This window comes from Bradyrhizobium sp. Ec3.3 (genome assembly GCF_000472925.1).
Taxonomy (GTDB): Bacteria; Pseudomonadota; Alphaproteobacteria; order Rhizobiales; family Xanthobacteraceae; genus Bradyrhizobium.
On sequence record NZ_AXAS01000011.1, the window covers coordinates 66,209 to 83,752 of the forward strand.

General features: G+C 60.0%; 12 protein-coding genes. 9 read left to right on the forward strand and 3 right to left on the reverse strand.

The window, feature by feature from the left end; genetic code table 11:
• Window positions 1-119: 119 nt before the first annotated feature.
• The gene (locus YUU_RS55065) at window positions 120-5,378 is read left to right on the forward strand and encodes an Ig-like domain-containing protein (RefSeq protein WP_156944260.1); all 5,259 of its coding nucleotides are present in this window, start codon (window positions 120-122) and stop codon (window positions 5,376-5,378) included.
• On the opposite strand, the gene YUU_RS50810 is transcribed toward YUU_RS55065, so the two are convergent.
• On the reverse strand, window positions 5,365-6,834 hold the full coding sequence (locus YUU_RS50810) for a lipopolysaccharide biosynthesis protein (RefSeq protein ID WP_084801428.1): 1,470 nt from the start codon (window positions 6,832-6,834) through the stop codon (window positions 5,365-5,367). The two genes, YUU_RS55065 and YUU_RS50810, sit on opposite strands and share 14 nt — an antisense overlap.
• A 418-nt stretch (window positions 6,835-7,252) precedes the next feature.
• Here YUU_RS50810 and YUU_RS0112845 point away from each other — a divergent pair, with 418 nt between their 5' ends.
• On the forward strand, window positions 7,253-8,896 hold the full coding sequence (locus YUU_RS0112845; protein ID WP_027522725.1) for a hypothetical protein: 1,644 nt from the start codon (window positions 7,253-7,255) through the stop codon (window positions 8,894-8,896).
• Window positions 8,883-9,275, forward strand: a complete 393-nt coding sequence (locus YUU_RS0112850) for a DCC1-like thiol-disulfide oxidoreductase family protein (protein ID WP_027522726.1) — start codon at window positions 8,883-8,885, stop codon at window positions 9,273-9,275. Before YUU_RS0112845 ends, YUU_RS0112850 begins: the two co-directional genes overlap by 14 nt.
• A 106-nt stretch (window positions 9,276-9,381) precedes the next feature.
• On the opposite strand, the gene YUU_RS0112855 is transcribed toward YUU_RS0112850, so the two are convergent.
• Together YUU_RS0112855 and YUU_RS0112860 are read right to left on the reverse strand one after the other, a co-directional pair.
• The gene (locus YUU_RS0112855) at window positions 9,382-10,656 is read right to left on the reverse strand and encodes a glycosyltransferase family 2 protein (protein WP_084801429.1); all 1,275 of its coding nucleotides are present in this window, start codon (window positions 10,654-10,656) and stop codon (window positions 9,382-9,384) included.
• Between the two features lie 290 nt (window positions 10,657-10,946).
• On the reverse strand, window positions 10,947-11,231 hold the full coding sequence (locus YUU_RS0112860) for a hypothetical protein (protein WP_156944261.1): 285 nt from the start codon (window positions 11,229-11,231) through the stop codon (window positions 10,947-10,949).
• Window positions 11,232-12,085: 854 nt separating this feature from the next.
• Here YUU_RS0112860 and YUU_RS58610 point away from each other — a divergent pair.
• The 6 genes from YUU_RS58610 to YUU_RS0112890 all read left to right on the forward strand — a co-directional run bounded on the left by YUU_RS58610 (window position 12,086) and on the right by YUU_RS0112890 (window position 17,536).
• Window positions 12,086-12,262: a hypothetical protein gene (locus tag YUU_RS58610; protein ID WP_156944262.1), complete on the forward strand. Its 177-nt coding sequence runs from the start codon at window positions 12,086-12,088 to the stop codon at window positions 12,260-12,262.
• 190 nt (window positions 12,263-12,452) lie between these two features.
• Window positions 12,453-13,646: an acyltransferase gene (locus YUU_RS0112870; protein ID WP_027522730.1), complete on the forward strand. Its 1,194-nt coding sequence runs from the start codon at window positions 12,453-12,455 to the stop codon at window positions 13,644-13,646.
• A 169-nt stretch (window positions 13,647-13,815) separates the two neighbouring features.
• Window positions 13,816-14,706, forward strand: coding sequence for an aldose 1-epimerase family protein (locus YUU_RS0112875; RefSeq protein ID WP_027522731.1), 891 nt, complete (start codon window positions 13,816-13,818; stop codon window positions 14,704-14,706).
• A 241-nt stretch (window positions 14,707-14,947) separates the two neighbouring features.
• Window positions 14,948-15,688 (forward strand): response regulator transcription factor, encoded by a 741-nt coding sequence (locus YUU_RS0112880; protein ID WP_156944263.1) that lies wholly within the window; start codon window positions 14,948-14,950, stop codon window positions 15,686-15,688.
• 238 nt (window positions 15,689-15,926) lie between these two features.
• Window positions 15,927-16,166 (forward strand): hypothetical protein, encoded by a 240-nt coding sequence (locus tag YUU_RS0112885; RefSeq protein ID WP_156944264.1) that lies wholly within the window; start codon window positions 15,927-15,929, stop codon window positions 16,164-16,166.
• Between the two features lie 74 nt (window positions 16,167-16,240).
• Complete coding sequence (locus YUU_RS0112890) at window positions 16,241-17,536, forward strand: hypothetical protein (protein WP_027522734.1); 1,296 nt, start codon at window positions 16,241-16,243, stop codon at window positions 17,534-17,536.
• The last annotated feature ends 8 nt before the right edge of the window (window positions 17,537-17,544 follow it).

Consider the following 17,544-nt stretch of genomic DNA (forward strand, 5'->3'; position numbering starts at 1 on the left):
CGGCGTCTCTCTCAGTCGTCGGCAGATTCTCTCTCATGCTTCAAATTGTGTGGAATCCGTAAGGGTGTTTTGAAGGTCGGCGTAGTTCGGTGCTCCGCAAAGGGAGCACGAAAGTCATCATGACCATCATCATTGGAACTTCCGGTGCTGACGTCTTGTTTGGCGGAACAGGCGATGATCTCTTAACCGGGGGAGCAGGCAGCGACACCTTCGTTGTCTCGAAGGGCTACGGTTCCGACACCATTAGCGACTTTCAAGTTGGCGCCAGTGGCGACGTCCTGCGGGTGCAAAATTACGGCTTTGCGACGTTTGCAAGCTTCATGTCGGCCGCAAAGCAGATCGGAGCTGACGTTGTCGTCACGCTCTCGTCCACGGAAACGCTCACATTACAGAACATCGCGCTTTCCTCGTTCACGTCAGCAAACGTTGTGCTCGACAATCCCCTTCCAGCAAGCGCAGCGCCGGACACTGCTTGGACCACGGTTGGAGCCGGGGGAACGCTCACGGGCGGTGCGACGAACGACTCTCTGCAGGCGATGGGCGACGGTGTCACGTTGATCGGCGGCGCGGGCGACGACTCCTACTTCATGTACAATCACGGCACGAAGGTGGTGGAACTCGCCGGTCAAGGTATCGACACCATCTATGATGGCATGATCGACGGCTACAGCCTCGTTAATGCGCCGAACGTCGAAAATCTCACTCTGGGTGATAAATACAATTCTCCCGCGACCGGCAACGATCTCGACAACATCATCGTCGGCAATGCCGGCAACAACATGATCGACGGCGGCAAGGGTAACGACGTCCTTACGGGCGGGGGCGGAAGCGACACGTTTGTCATCAGGGCCGGCAACGGAAATGACATAATCACCGATTTTCAAACCGGTGCCGGTGGGGACGTTCTGCAGATCAATGGCACGAGCTTCAAGACAATCGCCGACGTCACGGCCGCCATGCAGCAGGTCGGCTCGGATGTCGTTCTATCGCTTGGAAACGGCGAAAAACTCACCCTCGAAAACACGGCCATTCAGAATTTCACGTCCGCCAATATCAATATCGTCACAGCGCCAACGGGATTGATTCAAACGTTCGGTGATGACTTCAATTCGCTTTCGGCCGGCCAGGATCCGCATCTCACCTGGAAAACGAACTACGCCTGGAGTGGCGCCGCAAGTTACTCGCTCTCCGGTGAGCAGGAGGTGTACGTCGATCCCAGCTTCACGGGATTGCCGGGAACACAAGCCTCGAGTCCGTTAGGCCTGAATCCATTCTCGATTCAAGATGGCCATCTAGTCATCACAGCAGCACCAATTCCATCGAACGATGCAGCCTACGTCGGCAATCATGTTTTCTCTTCGGGAGTGATCACGACCGAGAACAGCTTCGTCCAGACCTATGGCTATTTCGAGATGAAGGCTTCGCTACCCGGCACTCAGGGAGCATGGCCTGCATTCTGGATGTTGCCGATCAACACCCATGGCCTCAGCACGGAACTAGATGCGCTTGAGGCGCTGGGCAAAGATCCTGACCAGGCCCATTGGGGCTTTCTGTCGTCCACCACCCCAAATCAAGGTTATTGGGCGAACACCGCCAACCTGTCGGCCGGCGACCACATCTTTGGTGTGGAGTGGACGCCATATACCCTGACCTATTTTGTCGATGGCGTCGAGCTCGGGCAGGTCGCCACGCCGTCCGATATGAACACAGCCATGTACATGATCGCCAATCTGGCGATGGGCGGAAGCTGGGCCGGAAACGCGGATCCTAGCGCAACTGCGCAGATGAGCATTGATTACATAAAGGCCTACCAGCTGCCGGAGTATACGCTCGCGAATTATACGCTTCTGGCCAGCGGAGCGCCGACGAACACCATCGCTGGCACCGCAAGTGCGGATACTTTGACTGGAACTACCGGCAACGATCTCCTCGGCGGTGCAGGAGGTGCCGACACGATGGCCGGCGGGCTTGGTGACGATACCTACATCGTCACAGATCCGAACGCCAAGGTGGTCGAGAGCTACGGCGGTGGGGTGGATACCGTTATTTCCTCCGTCACGTATAAGCTGCCTGACTACGTTGAGAATCTGACGCTGACCGGTTCGGCCGCGATCAACGGCACGGGCAATTCCGAGTCCAACATCATCATCGGCAACGATGCGGCTAACGTAATTACCGGTGGCTTCGGAAATGACGTTCTGACCGGCGGCGGTGGTGCCGACACCTTCGTTATCAACTCGGGTGATGGTTCGGACGTCATCACCGACTTCACTCCCGGATCAGCCACGGGACACGATGTCGTTCAATTGAACGGCTTTGCGTTCACCTCATTCAACGACATCAAGGTAGCGATGACGCAGGTCGGCAACGACGTTTATCTTGCGTTGACGAGCCAGGATACGCTGGTTTTTCGCAACACGACGATTTCGGCCTTCACCAGCGACGACTTTCAGCTGCCCGGAACGTTACCGGTAGGTGGCACTATCACGTCCTGGATCAACGGAACAAGTAGCAGCTATATTGTCTATGGTACCGCCGCAAACGACAAAATAACGCCAGTGCACTACAATGACACGTTGGTGGGTTGGACCGGCGACGACACCTACGTCATCGGCAATGCAAATCAAAAGATCATTGAGAATTCCGGTGGCGGCATCGATAGTGTCGAAGCCTGGTCGTCCTATACGCTCCCTGCAAACGTTGAAAACTTGACCCTGATGCAGGGTGGGCTCACTGGGATCGGCAACGACCTGGCAAACCGTATGGTCGGCTCGAGCGGTGACGACATCCTCGATGGCGCCGGCGGGAATGATTGGCTCTACGGAGGAGCCGGGAACGATACGTTCATCTACAAAGCAGGCAGCGGCAACGATACGATCGCGGATTTCCACGTCTTCACGAGCGCGACCGCCGAACACGACAAGCTGATCCTGAAAGGCTACGACAGCGGCGCCTATTTGACGCATGTGAACGACGTGTGGACCGTTCACTACGCGGGTGGAGCAGATACCCTGCGCATTGCCGGCGTCGCCAGCTTGACGTCGGCCGACTATTCATTCGTGTCCGCGACGAATTCGCCGATGGCGATGACGCCTATCGCCGTGCCGACGATCTCGGCGACCAACGACAGCGGCTCGATCGTGTCGGGCCTCATCAACATAAATCATCTGACCCTCACGGGCCAAGCCGAGGCAGGTGTCACCGTCGAGGTGTTCGACGGGACCAATCAGATCGGCATGGCGATCGCCGACGGCAATGGTAGCTGGAGCTTTGCCACCGAAACGCTGGTCGAAGGCGCCCATGCCTTCGCGGCCGCCGCAATGGACGGCGTCGGCAATCTCAGCGCGCTCTCGGCCGGGGTCAATGTCACCATCGACACCATCGCCCCGACCGCGCCCAAGGTGGCGTCGTTCTCGCCCGACAGCAATGTTGCCGGCGATGGCGTCACCAACGTCAACCGGGTGATCTTGACTGGAACCGCTGACGCGGGAAGCACGGTGCAGGTATTCGATGGCGGGACGTCGATCGGAACGGCAGTCGCCGATACCAATGGAGCCTGGTCCTTTGCGACGGGAACATTGGTGGACGGCAACCACACCTTTACCGGCAGAGCCGCGGACGCCGCCGGCAATGTCAGCGCTTCCTCGGGCGCTCTGAACGTCACGGTCGATACGCGCGCACCGGTTGCACCTGTCATGACCTCGGGGGCACCCGCCGCTTCGAACGCCATCATCGTTTCCGGCACGGCGGAGGCCGGAAGCACTGTCCGGCTGTACGAGGGCTCGACCTTGCTCGGCACGGGCGTGGCGGCGGTGAGCGGGGCCTGGAGCGTCACCACCGGATCGCTCACGGCAGGCCAGCACAGCTTCACCGCGACCGCAACCGACATTGCCGGAAATTTGAGCCAACTCTCGAATGCTTTCAGCTCCGCGGTCGGGACGGTGATCGAAGCGGCCGGCACGACATCGCTCATCAAGTCGGGAAGCAACTTCTACCTCTCGACGGCCGGCTCATCGGTGCTCTTGAAGAATGGCGGGACGGCGGTTGTCGCGGGGCAGCTTGGCGCATGGGTGCCGGTGGGGGCGGAAGCATCGTCGAACGGCTACCTCGTCGCCTGGAAGATTGCCTCCACCGGCCAGTTCGCGATCTGGAACACCGATAGCAACGGCAATTTCGTATCCAACTATCTGAACAAGGTGTCTGGAACGGACCCGGCGCTGGAGTCGAGCGAGAGCCTGTTTCACCAGGATCTCAATGGCGATGGCGTGATCGGCGTTCCTTCGACTGCCACGACGCAGGCGTCGACCACGACAACGATTGCGGGGACGACAATCGAGGCATCCGGCTCGACCAGCCTGGTTGCGGTCGGCAAGAATTTCTCGTTGGTCTCGATGGCCGCCGGCAGCGGACCGACGTTGAAATATGGTGGTGTCGCGGTTGTGTCCGGACAGTTCGGCGTCTGGACGCCGGTGGCGGCGGAGCAGACGTCCACAGGCTACGACGTGGCCTGGAAGATTCCGGCCACCGGCGAATTCTCGGTATGGACCACCGACAGCAACGGCAACTACGTATCGAACCTGCTGAACAAGGTGTCCCCGAACGATCCGTCGCTCAAGGCGGTCGAAACGACGTTTTACCAGGACCTCAATGGCGACGGCGTAATCAACACGTCATCGACCGTCCTCAAGATTTCCGGGAGCGTCGTATTGAAGCTCGGCAACATGACTCAGTCTGCGACGATCGACGCCGGCGCCACACTCGAATTGTCCGGCGCTGCCTCTGGATCGATCACCTTCAAGGCGTCGACAGGCAATCTGGTGCTGGATCATGCGGCACAATTTACGGGGACGCTGATCGGTTTGACGGGTGATGGCGCTGCCGCCAATTCCAACCATATCGATTTGAAGGACATCACCTACGGAGCGGGAACGTCCGCGTCCTTTTCCGGCAACACGGCCGGTGGCACGTTGACCGTGGTCGATGCCCAAAATCACTCGGCACATATTTCGCTTGTTGGCGACTACACCAATTCGAGCTTCACTCTCTCGAGCGACGGAGCAGGCGGCACGCTGGTCATCGATCCTCCGAAAGCCAGCTTTGATTTTGCGCCGGCTCCGGCGTCGCAACCTCCTGCGACCGTGCTGGCCGTCATCGCGGCGCGCCTTGGAGGCGACGGGTTTGTTTTCGAACAGTCCGCTGCCTCGAAGGACGTCCATGAGTTCGTCAACGAGGCGTTCCATGAATTAGCCAAGGTAGCGTCCATCGTGGAGATCAGTCGTCCAAATGCCGACCCCGGCCTTCACTTGGGCGATCTCGTTCACGCGGTGGCGCCGATCGATCCTCATCTGGCGGAGTTGCATAACTTCATCCTTCGCTGAAGGTCCTTACCTTTTGATAGCCGCTGCGCAAGACGCGTCTCGCGAGTGCCCGTTTTTGCGCGAAGAGAATGATAGCCGCGAGATATGACGCGTAGGCAAGCGTTAGCAGCATAGCTAGCTCCGCCGGAGAGTTTCCATCCAGCAACGAGATGGTGGAAATCCTTGTGGCGGCTGCTGCGACGAGACAACCGATCCAATGCGGACCGGTCGTTTGGATCAAGCTCCTCGTTGTCACGGGACCGCTACGACCGATCGATATCGCGTACAGCGGCAACACGATGGCGTAGTTCACCAGCGTATACGCTATGGCAATCCCAAGGGCGCCCCAGGGAAGGCCGATGAGGAACGACATCACATTGATCAGGGCGGTCCAAATGCCGAGCCTGAAGTATTCCTGGCTACGGCCTTGACTGAGAAACAGCCAGGCTGCCGTCGCAGTCGCGACCTGGATCAAGCCCGCAAAACCGAGCCACGAAAAAATCGGAGCTGCACCCACCCATTGCTCTCCAAGGACAAATCTGAAGAGCGGCTCCGAGAGCTGGATGGCGAAGATGATGCCCGGATGGCATACAAGCATGACCATGGAAAGGGTATCGTCGTAGGTGCTCAGATATTTTTCCTTGTCGGAACGAAGCCGCGAAAGCAGCGGGACGATCACCTGGCCGATGGGATTGTGCAGTTGAATGATCGGAAACAGCAACAGCTTGTAGGCCCGATCGTATAGGCCGAGTTCCGCGCTGCCGCGGAATTTTCCGATGAGAATGTTGTCCGCATTTCTCGAGAAGTAGTTGACCAGATTGAACCCGGACACGTGCAGGCCAAATCTCGCCATGTGCCGAGCTTCGCTGTCCAAATGGGGGTAGCTAGGACGATAGCCCGAACAGGCCCAGATCCCGACTGTCGAAAAGAGTGTGAGAACCAGCGTGGAAAGGTAGAGCGCCCAGTAATCCCTCAACATGATCACGGCGACGAGCCCTGCGACAACGGAAGCGGTTGTCGCTACGACGTCCAGGATTGCCAGGGCCTTGAATTGTGAATCTCTGGCGAGCAGTGCGGCGGGAACGGTTGGAAGGCCCGCGATGAAGCTGAGTCCGGCAATCGCGATAGTGAGTCGTTGAAGCCTGGGGTCGTCGTAGAGCAGCGCAATCGGATATGCGCTCAACGCCAGAACGAGAGCAGATGCTGCTGAGGCCAGCACCGACAGCCAGAACAGCGCATCGATCTGGCCCTTGGCGATTTCCGGGCGCTGAACGATGGCCTGCCCAACTCCGAGGTCCTTGAAGAGCCCAACGAACGTTGCTGCGGTCGCAGACATCGCAAGCAGGCCGAAGTCGGACGCTGCGAGATTTCGCGTCGAGACGATGGTCAAGAGAAAGCCGGCGCAGAGTTTCCAGGCTTGCGACCCGCCTGTTATCAGGATGTTGGTTGCGGCTCGTGACTTGCTGTCTCTGTCCAAACGAGCTCACCCGATATCGAACGGCTCTTGCTTGGCCTTGCATCTGGCGGCAGCAAAAGCCGTCGGCTCTCAATGACGACCGTTGCAGGTGTTTAGCTTGGCTCTGGTACGAACGGAAGACGGGATCGAGCCGTGCGGGGCGAGCAGGCTCTGAAAGCGCTTGTCGTTTGCATGTTTTATGGATGCCAAAATCTGATCATGAACAACTGCCTTAAGTTCACCGCTGGCAAAACAGTCGTGCGGTCACATCAATGCCCGCAGTTCGTCACATTTCAATTCGCAATGCTCAGGTTCCCGCGAGATGATTTTGTGAGCAATGCCACCGCGGAAGGCCAAGACTGCCCGCGCGATGCTTGCGCAGCGGAAGTGATCCGATAAGGTCGATTGCAATCGCGCAGTTCGGGTTCCGAGAAAAAGGATGGCGTTCTATACCGTCGCTTCACAGCAAGGAACCCGGTCTGGTGTGTCCTCACTCGCGGGACCTCTCTTTCTCCTTGCAATAGCCGTCATTCTCTCTGCGGTTTCGCGGCGTGCCGTCACGCATCTCGCGCGCTGGTCCGATATTTACGCGCTGATGCTGGTTTGCGCGGCTTTCGCCGGCGCGATCGCCTTTAGCTCGGTTCGTTACCGGGATATCTCGCCGCCATTGCGGATCACCGCCTTCGCGATCGGAATGGCGATCTTCGTGCAGTTGCTGTTCGATTCATTGGGGCCGTTCGCAGGTCCCCCCAATATCCTGTTCGGCTCCGGCGAGAAGATTCTGTTCTTCCGCTACGGCGCCGTGCTTGCAGTTGTGGCAGGCGGGGCTGCGATCTGGCGTCCTTCATTTCTGCTGCCGCTGCTCTACTACTACCATGCATGGCGCGAAATGGTGAGCGTCGTGTCCGGCATCTTCGTGACCGAGACCGATTACCTCGGCATGCTCGACGTCGGCAACTTCGCCGTTCTTGGCGTGCTCGGCACGATCGTCCTCACCAGCACCTGGGCGATGGATCGCGTGCCGTGGCTGCGAACTCTGTTCGCTTCCGAGGATAATGTGAAGCAGCTTCGCGATCGCACCTATGGCTTGATATGGGCGTGCGCGGTCGGGGCGCATCTCGGCAGCTATTTCTGGTCGGGAATCACAAAGCTGCAGGCGGGTGGCGAGAAGCCGTGGACCTGGCTGCTCGCAAATCCGACGCAGACCTCGATCCTGATGGGACTCGAACGTGGCGACGCCCCGCTCGGCCTGTGGCCAGGCGCATTGCAGACGATCTGGGACGCGATCGTCAGCAACCAGCTGCTCTTCAACGTCTTTGTGCTGGGCGCGCAGCTCCTGTCGCCGCTGGCTGCGATCTCGACGCGCGCATTGTCGTTCTTCTGCCTGCTGTTCGATGTCTTTCACATCGGCGTGTACTTCACGCTCGGGGCGCTGTTCTTCTTCTGGATTGCGGTCAACCTGTTCATCGTCGCCGCGGCACGCACGCTGCCGCGGGATGGTTTCACCCCGGCGATGAAGGTTGTGATGGTCGTGACCGTCATCTGCGGCCGATTCTTCTTCTACACCAACTATCTCGGATGGCTGGACGGGCCGAAACTGGCAAGCCCGCGGGTCTTCGTCGAGACCAGGGATGGTCGCCAGATTCTCGCGCCGTCCACCTATTTCGGCATTTACTCGTACATGATCGGGACTGGATCCATGTACATCCCCGAGAACCACTTCCGGGCTCGCGTCGGCGGCAACAACCACGATCTCGTAAGCTGGCACGACGCGACCACCTGCGGCCCGGAGATCCTTTCGCATCAGGACACCGGTGTAACCATGGAGGCCGTGGAGAAATTGGTCCGCAGGACGGATCGTTTTTTTCGCGTCTATCCCTGGGTCAAGGACAAGAACAGCTTCTATGCCTATCCGCACCACATGCTCTCCAATCCATGGCTGTACGGCGAATTCAACAAGCTGACCATGGACGACATTGTCGCCTATCACTACGTGGTGGATTCAGTATGCCTCGGCTTGGCGGAAGGGAAACTTGTGCGCGACGTTCGGAACCGAACAGGCTATCGAATTGACCCAAGATAGCGATGACGAGATCTGGGTGGTCTATGACGGCGAATGCCCGTTATGCAGTCGTTATGTTCTGCTGTACCAGTTGCGGGAGCGGGGTCAGCGTGTTCACCTGATCGACGCGCGCTCGCAGCATCCGATCGTAGGCGATATCCGCGCGCGCAACCTCGATCTCAATGAGGGTATGGTGGTTCGCTGGCGTGGTCAGTATTACCATGGGGCCGAGGCAATGCATCTGCTGGCAACGCTCGCCGGCGAGGCGACTTACTTCAGCCGGCTCAATCGGCTCGTGTTCTCCCGGCCGCGCCTCGCAAGGGCACTTTATCCAGCGCTCATGCGCGGAAGGAAGCTTCTCCTTCGGCTTCTTGGCCGGAAGCTGATCGGTGAGATCTGATCAGACAGAACAGGGGTGTCGGTCGATCCTTCCGAAACCACATCAAGCACAACGATAGAACCCGGTGACGATTGGAGGAAGACTCCGGCGCACCGGAAGCGGTGGGTTAGGGTTGCCGCGTTGCGGCCTGGTAGGCCGGGGAAAGGCGCATCAGACCGCAACTGACAAGATCGTCCGGCGATTGGTAGATCCGGCTGTTCGGATAGGTGAGCTCGAATGAGCGGTCCTGAGCGAGCCGCTCCGCGTAGCGTTGATACTCGATTGATCCGAGGTAGTAATTTCCCTCGCGGACTGCGATGGCGACCTTGTCGGTGAAGTCGTGGAGAAATTTGAAATGGAGCAGGACGCCTGTGACGTCGCCTGGCTTGCCGGGCGGGGCCATCACGTGACCGGCGGCGACATGGCGACGGCCGGGCAACCAGCGCGCGAGCGGCACCTTAGTGAGCAGCGGCGGCTGCCAACGCGCGATGTTGACCGCAGGCAGCAACCGGTCCAGCCCGTATGGCTCAAGCAACTGTACGAGGGTGCCGTAAAGCGCGATCTTCGGCGGCATCGGCTCGTCATAGAACAGCCTCGCTCGCGCTCCGCCAACCAGGTAGTTCATCGGAAAGCCGCGCCGACGGCGCTTCACATAGGTATCCGAATCGAAGTAGGGGCAGAATGCGACGAGGCTCTCACCGGCGCGGTAGCGCTCGGGTCCGCCGAGCCAGCGTGGATACATATCGACCATCTCCGCAGTCATGCAATCCGCGCCGGTGCTGTCCAGGTAGCGGCACAATCGTCGAAGATCAAAACTTTCGTAGCCGGGATAGACAAAGAGCTCGTCGGCATCGAGCGTCAGCCCCCACCGTCCCGGCGCGAATTGGTCGAGCACAGCGCTCGTCCAACGCGCGCCACCACTTGATTCTGCAAACGGCTCGCGGATCTCGAACACGTGAACATCCGGCTGATCGAGCAGGAATTCTCGCGTGCCGTCTTCCGAACGATCATCGATCGCGAGGAAATGTTGGATCCCGAGCCGGCGATGGTGACGCAGGAAATCGGGTAGTCGCAACATCTCGTTGCGGAATTTGCCGACCGCCACGATCTCATCGGCGCCGATATCGAGCGGCCGGGTATCGATCCGGTGAACGACGGGATCAGGACGTCGCTTCGGCCGCAATCGTGTTGGTATCGAGAGAGTTACAGCCGTTTGGTCTGTTCCGGTCGACTCTTGCAGTGTGTCCCGTGCGCTGCTGCGGTGTGCCGCTGCTCTCGCTAGCAATTCCATTTTGGATCCTCCAGCCAACCAAACGCACGTTGGAGCCATCATAAGACGGGACACGATAAAGACGGCGAAGATAGGTACCAAGGACGCTTCGATCTGGATTGATAGGTCCATGGCGCACAAAATGTGCCGTTCGTCTGCACAATGGAGGACAACCTGGTGCTCGGCGTGGCTGAGCCAGCGTCGGCGAAACGGTCATAAGCGCAATGGGAACCGTGACCGGCGCTGAATCGGCTGAAGAATGCCGGCAAGACTTTGCTGGAACCGGTAGAGGGCTCAGCCCGACGACACCTGTAGGTGTCTATAATATCAACCGCGGCGCGCGGTTAAGCAGGTTGAAGCTCAGAGGACTCGCAACACGGTGCCGACGAAATCCTCCGCATGCATCGTGGCCGGCAATTTGGTTAGAATGCGATTCGTGATTCAGGCAATGGCGGGGATGCCTCCGACTGCACGTGATCAAGCACCGAGAGGTTCTCCACGAGCAAACGGGTCAGCAGGCTCGCGAAATAGACGACTTGCATCACCCCCGCGCTGACAACGAACGCTGTCACGCCGGTCATCAAGCCCTGCTGCGTGCCCAAATACCACGCTGGAACCAGGATCAGCATTGTTGCAGGAATAAGAGTGAACGCACGAAAAGTGCGTCCCAAAAGAAAACCCGCCACGCCGCTTGCTACTATCAGCAAGACCAAACTTCACCCCCATGCACCTGCGCCTGAGATGTCCCGTACAGGATATCGTCGCATTCCAACCACAGAACTGCTGAAAAGATACCACTTTCCCGCTACGCCTGCTAGTCAATTGGTAGGCGTCCAGCTCCGTCGAAAAACGGACAGCGGCTCTCTTTCCTGGAACGTCCACAGCCTTTACCGATTTAAACCCGCAGACGGCATCGGAGTCTTTCTCGGTTCGAAAGCGCCATGCAGCCTATTCATGCTCGGTTCCATTGTCGGCCCGGTGGCTGCCGCCCCGCATGTCACGCAGCGTGTTCGGCCGCAATCTGACCGAGCTGGCAGGAACGAAAATGATCCATGCGCAAGTGACGTTGGATGCAGCGATCGGTGCAAACTCCCAGCAGTGGGTCGCAGGAAGAGCTCCCGCTTCTCCCTCAGTTATCCGCGTCGCTTGAACGGCCGTCCGGCACTACGACGCTTCACGCACGAGTCCTGGCGATCTCGAGTCTAAATTGGCAACGGGCGAATTTGCAGGCACGGTGAAAGACTCTTGACCAAACCGACCAAAGTCGAGCGGCCTAGCCCTCCTGCCTGCGGTGGTTCCGGAGGAGTGCGACCAGTTCCTGGAGGCTCTGTTCGATGTTTGCAGCCTGCAAAGATCCAGCATCCGGCTCAGTCCGGACCAGATGCAAGTTTGCGGCGGACGGCCTCGCGGGTTTCGCTGGCTTTGGCTCGTGAATGGATATGTCCTGAAACGAGTGTGTGATGTCGTGGTTCGTCCGTGGCCTTTTTGGGATTGGCGTTTCAGGCGCGGCACGTCGCGCCCTCATGCTTCCATCCGGAGAGAGCGTAGGCGAAATGTAGGGTTGGAATTTCAGGTGTTCGGTGTGTCGTTTGCGGGAGATCAGCTCGCGCGTGCCGTAGCCGGCAGCGAAGCCAATCGCGAGCAGAACAAATATGATAAGAAGCCCTACCATCAGCTAAACGCGCTCTCACGATTCTGCCCCAAAGCCAGCCTGCTGTCGTCTATTTCCTGTAATTGACTATTTGAAGGCACGTTGTTTGCCGTGTCTGTGTTGGGCTGCGCTCGTTTTGGAATCGTGGCCCGATGCGGCTCGATGTGTCAGCGTCGTCGGTCGACAGGCCATTCAATCTGGCCGACATCGTTAAGTAGCAAACCACGAAATGCCGAGAGCGCCGATCTTGTTGTTACAATCTCCAGGTTCCGCCGCCATGGCAGAAAGCGGCGCGCAGAAGATCGGAGCCGTCAACGGCCTTCGTGGACTCGCCATCATGATGGTCGTCGTCTTTCACTTGTTTGTTCCGTTTACATCCAGCACGCCGTCGTTTCCCGGCGAACTTGATCCGAATGGCCTTCTTGCCACTGTCGCGAAGCACGGCTACTTGGGCGTGAATATCTTTTTCGTGCTCTCTGGTTTCGTTCTGTACCTTCCCTATCGCACAAAAAAGAGAGCGATCACTCGGCTGGCGGACTTTCCAGACTTCTATTGGCATCGCGCGACCCGGTTGCTTCCACTCTACTATATTGTTGTCCTCGTAACGGTTGCACTCCATTCCAAGTCACCTGCTGGATCGCACGCATGGTATCTCGAGCTCGGCGGACTCCTATCGACCCTTTTCATTTTTGTGCCGCACGGATTTATGCCTCCCTCCAATCCCGTGTTGTGGTCCGTCGCTGTTGAAATCTGGTTTAGCCTTTTGTTTCCCTTGCTGGTCCTTATGATCGCGCGGTGGAGCCTCGAAAGGCTCGTGCTGTCGAGCGTGGTCGTCTGCTCAGCTTTCGTCGTCGCCGGCCATCTGATCGCGGTCGATCGGATTGGCATGTTTCGTCCGTTTGTAGGCGGCATCTTCGGGTCGTGCTACCAGTTCATTTTCGGAATGTTGGTTTGCGATCTTTACGTCAAGTCCAGGGACAGCGTCTCGCTCAGGCGATCGCATTCTCGCGTGCTTCTGCCCGGGGTCCTGCTGATGATTGCCGCTATATATATCAAGGATAACGGTTCCTGGGCGGTGAGCATTCTCTACGCGACGCTGTTTTGCGCCGGGTTTTCCATGGTGTTGTTGGCGGTCCTGTCTGGAGCGTGGTCCGTAAATCGCCTGTTCGAGGCATGGGCGAGTCAAGTCGTCGGATGTATGTGCTACAGTATCTATGCGTGGCATTCGGCCATCATGGTCGAAATGATCCCGCCCGATACGTCCTCGTTGAAAGACACGCTTCGATTGTCATTGCCATATTTCGCAATAATGATCGCCCTAAGTGCTCTGAGCTATCGCTATATTGAGTTTGGCCGTCAGCGCGATTGGCGGGCGTTGTTCTTGTTGCGCAGCTCAAAGGCCGACGAGCTTGCTGGCGCCCGGGTACCCGGTCGCGATCACGTTGAGTCCAAGCCCGTTGCATCGTCCTGAAGGAGCTTGCTGCGACACCTGCAGCCAGCGGTGTACCAGGTCTGGCTTGTCCAGGTCGCATCGATCAATCTTGCGCAGACAGTCTGTGCGCGCGGTTGCGCCCTGCCATGGCGCTGGCACGCAAGTTCGCGCTAGTCTCAAGGCCAGAGCTTCTCTGGGATGAATGGCCATGACCGATAATACTCACACAATCCGAAGCGGCGCGCTGACGGCGACCATCAAGGCGCAAGGCGCCGAGCTGTGCTCGCTAAAGCACGAGACGGGCGTCGAGTTCATCTGGCAGGCGGGGCCGGAATGGCCGCGCCATGCGCCGCTGCTGTTTCCGATCGTCGGCCGGCTCAAGAACGACGAGCTGCACCATGGCGGCAAGACCTATCGGCTGACCCAGCATGGCTTTGCGCGCGACCGGCGGTTCACCTGGCTCGAGCGATCGGCATCGCGTTGCGTGCTCGAGCTCACTGACGACGCGGCGACGCGCGCGCTCTATCCCTTCGCGTTCCGCCTGACTGCGACCTGCACGCTTGATGAAGCCGGTCTCGACCTCGCCTTCACGATCACCAATACCGGCGAGGACACCTTGCCGGCCTCGCTCGGCGGCCATCCCGCGTTCAACTGGCCGCTCGCGCCCGATATGTCGAAGGAGAGCTATGCGCTCACCTTCGCGCAGGACGAGCCGTATCCCATCCGCCGGCTCGAAGGTGGACTGCTGCGTGACGCGACGGAGCCGAGCCCGGTCCGCGACAAGGTGCTCGGCCTGTCCGAATCCCTGTTCGCCGCAGACGCGGTGATCTTCGACCGCCCGAACAGCACCTCGGTCCGCTACGCGGCCGGGCAGGGAGCATCTCGGGCATCTTGGGTGGAGATGTCCTGGAGCGGCTTCCGCGAGCTCGGCGTCTGGTCCAAGCCAACGGGCGCGCCGTTTCTCTGCATCGAGCCGTGGCGCGGCACTGCGAGCCCTGTGGACTTCGATGGTGCGTTCGATGAGAAGCCGGGCGTGATGCATATCGCGCCCGGCGCGGAGGAGACGCTGTCGTTCCGGATCCGGATTGGGACCATGTAGCAGGCCGAGGCTTCAGCGGCCGCGCGGCTTCGCACGTGCTAGGCATTCGTGCGGTGTTCTCTCACCGCTGATATTGTTTGCGCGCGCCGAGGCGCGTACTATCGCGCCATGTTCGCTGGGGCTTTCGAATGCATTGTGAACGAGGGTTCACATCGCGACGCATTGCGTTGCGAGCGCATTTGCGCGGCTGGCTGCGTTCACCATTTCGATGACGTCGAACGTTCAGGGAAAGGCTGACGCCATGGCCGGCTCCGTATCCCAGGACTTGCGATCGCAAGACGCGCGTCGCCCGGACCGCATCGTCGTCGTCGAGGACGATCCGGTGACCCGCGCCATGCTGGTTGGCTATTTCAGCGAGAACAATTTCGATGTGGTCGGCGCCGGCTCCTGCGCGGAATGCCGCCAGGCGCTACGCGTCCGTACCGATCTCGTCTTGCTCGACGTCCAGCTGCCCGACGGCGACGGTTTTGAGCTTGCCAAGAAGATCCAGGCGCTCAGCAATGCCGGTATCATCTTCGTCACGCGCCGCGACACCGACGTCGACCGCATCCTCGGGCTCGAGATCGCCGGCGATCATTACGTGACCAAGCCGATCAACCTGCGCGACCTGCTTGCGCGGGCGCGCAGCGTGCTGCGGCGGCGCTCCATCGATCGCAAGGCGGCGCGTAACCACAACTCGATTGCTTTTGGTGATTGGATCATCGATCTGATGCGCCGCGAGCTGATGGACGGCGACAGCAAGCCGGTCGCGCTGACCCGCGCCGAGTTCGATCTGCTCGCCGCCCTCGTCGGCGCCGACGGCCGGGCGCTCAGCCGCGACTATCTCATCGAGGTCGTCAGCAACCGTCAGACCGACGTCGACGTGCGTACGGTCGATGCGCTGGTGGCGCGGCTGCGCCGCAAGCTGATCGGCAGCGGAACGCCGGTGATCGCAACCGTCACCGGCGTCGGCTACAAACTCGCGATTAGCGAGCGACTCTAGGCGGACCAGGCGGCTGCAACGCTAGCCCATCCGTTTTGTGGCCAGAGCCGGCGCCGTGCCGTTGAGCGCTTGCTTGTGCACGCAAGCGAGCCATGGAACCGGCGGCGCGGTTGTCCTCAACAGTTCTTGAAATGTAAGGTGGCTCACACCCCCGGGCCGGCAGATCGGGCCATCGTTTGCAGCGTCGATGGCAGCAGGCTTTGCCGCGGCGTCGATCCACCAGCCCATGGAGGCAACATTGAGCCACGCTGCAGACAAGGAAGATATCGTCCGCAAATTCCTGGCATCGCGAGCGTTCGACTTCGTCGCGTTCGGAAAGTTCGTCGCCGAGAACGGCGCGAGCCCTGCCAGCGGCCGCGACGGCGAATTCGGCTTCGTCATCGGTCACCGCGTCATCCGCTACTGCATTCCGCCCCAGGTGGAGGTGACCGAAGAGATCGATCCGGCCGTTCTCCGCAACGAAGTCACCCGCCGCTGACGCAGGCCCGATCACCTAGCGCAGCTAATCCACCGCGGCGCGTCAGCTCCGCGATCACCCACCGGGAGGCGGACATGCAGCACCCACAGGAAAGCAAGGTCGCGCTGGATCACAGGCGCGACGTCGGCCTCGCTCTGGATCTGGACTTTCGACCGGACCTGCGACGACGTTTGCGGCTGGCGATGCGGATCGCCGCGCGCACGGTCCAGTTCCTCGGCGAGGACGGCTTTGACGGCTCGGATCTGCCGGAGGGCAATTTCGCCGCAGAGAAGCCGCTCGCGGAAACGGCCATGCTGCTCCACATCGCAGGCCGGCACGCCCCGCATCCCGGCATTCGCCACGCGATCGACGCGCTGCTCGCCGAACTCTTGCCCCACGCCCGCTCGCAGCAAATGCACTGGGACGTTGCGCGCTATCCATCGGTCTGTCTTCAGCTCGCGACCCCGCACATCATCCTGAGCACGTTCGGTCATCCCGACGACGCCTTCGACACGCTGCTCGCGCAAAGCTGGTCGGCGTCCGCGCGGCCGGGCCACGAGGTGGTGCCCTATCGAGAGCTCGAGATCGGCTGGTTGTTGTCGCTGTGGCTCGACGATCCACCCGGACCCGACTTCGCGCAGGTCGCGCGCAAGACCGCGCTCGGCAACGCAATCGATCTGCTCAACTGCACGCGCGAGGACGCCTACGCGCATACCCATGCGGTGATGTATTTTACCGATTTCGGCAACTGGCAGCCCAGACTGCCGCGGCCGCGTGAAGAATTCCTCGATGAGTCGGCGGCCGTGCTTGCCCGCGCGCTGGTGGTCGAGGATTACAATCTTGCGGCCGAAGCGCTGATGGCCTGGCCGCTGCTCTCGTCGGCCTGGAGTCCTGCCGCCGCGTTCGGCTTCCGCGTCGTGGCCTCGCTCGAGGACAAGGTCGGCTTCCTGCCGGCGGGACGGTCGGCGGCGAGCCAGCTTTTGCGCCTGAGCGGTCACGACAAGACCAGATGCGCGCTCGCGACGTCCTATCACACGGCCTATGTCATGGGCATGCTGTGCGCGGTTGCGCTCAAGACCGGCATGGCCTCGCCATTCGCGATCGCCGGCCCGTGCTATCCGGATACGCTCGCGGCAGATCTCTACGCGCGCATTCCGAAGACCGGCGCGCATTGGGAAGAGGTGTTCGAGCGCCTGGAGGCGAACGAGCAGGCCGCGCTCGCACCCTTCCTGCTCGACGTCGCGCTGATGCAGGCGAGCCGCAGGAGCGATGCTGCCGAGATGGCCGATCTGCTTCACGTCGCCGTCACCCATGGCATGGCCAACACGACGCTATGCGCCCAGGCCGCCGAATTCCTGGCACGGCTCGGTGCACTCGTCGGTGGACGCTAGAGCATGAT

Excerpts from the sequence above, each read along its gene's own strand:
- YUU_RS0112890 (WP_027522734.1), top strand. The coding sequence starts at position 16,241 with ATGCAGCACCCACAGGAAAGCAAGGTCGCGCTGGATCACAGGCGCGAC.
- YUU_RS0112880 (WP_156944263.1), top strand. The coding sequence starts at position 14,948 with ATGGCCGGCTCCGTATCCCAGGACTTGCGATCGCAAGACGCGCGTCGC.
- YUU_RS0112870 (WP_027522730.1), top strand. The coding sequence starts at position 12,453 with ATGGCAGAAAGCGGCGCGCAGAAGATCGGAGCCGTCAACGGCCTTCGT.
- YUU_RS0112845 (WP_027522725.1), top strand. The coding sequence starts at position 7,253 with ATGGCGTTCTATACCGTCGCTTCACAGCAAGGAACCCGGTCTGGTGTG.
- YUU_RS0112855 (WP_084801429.1), bottom strand. The coding sequence starts at position 10,656 with ATGGACCTATCAATCCAGATCGAAGCGTCCTTGGTACCTATCTTCGCC.
- YUU_RS55065 (WP_156944260.1), top strand. The coding sequence starts at position 120 with ATGACCATCATCATTGGAACTTCCGGTGCTGACGTCTTGTTTGGCGGA.
- YUU_RS0112875 (WP_027522731.1), top strand. The coding sequence starts at position 13,816 with ATGACCGATAATACTCACACAATCCGAAGCGGCGCGCTGACGGCGACC.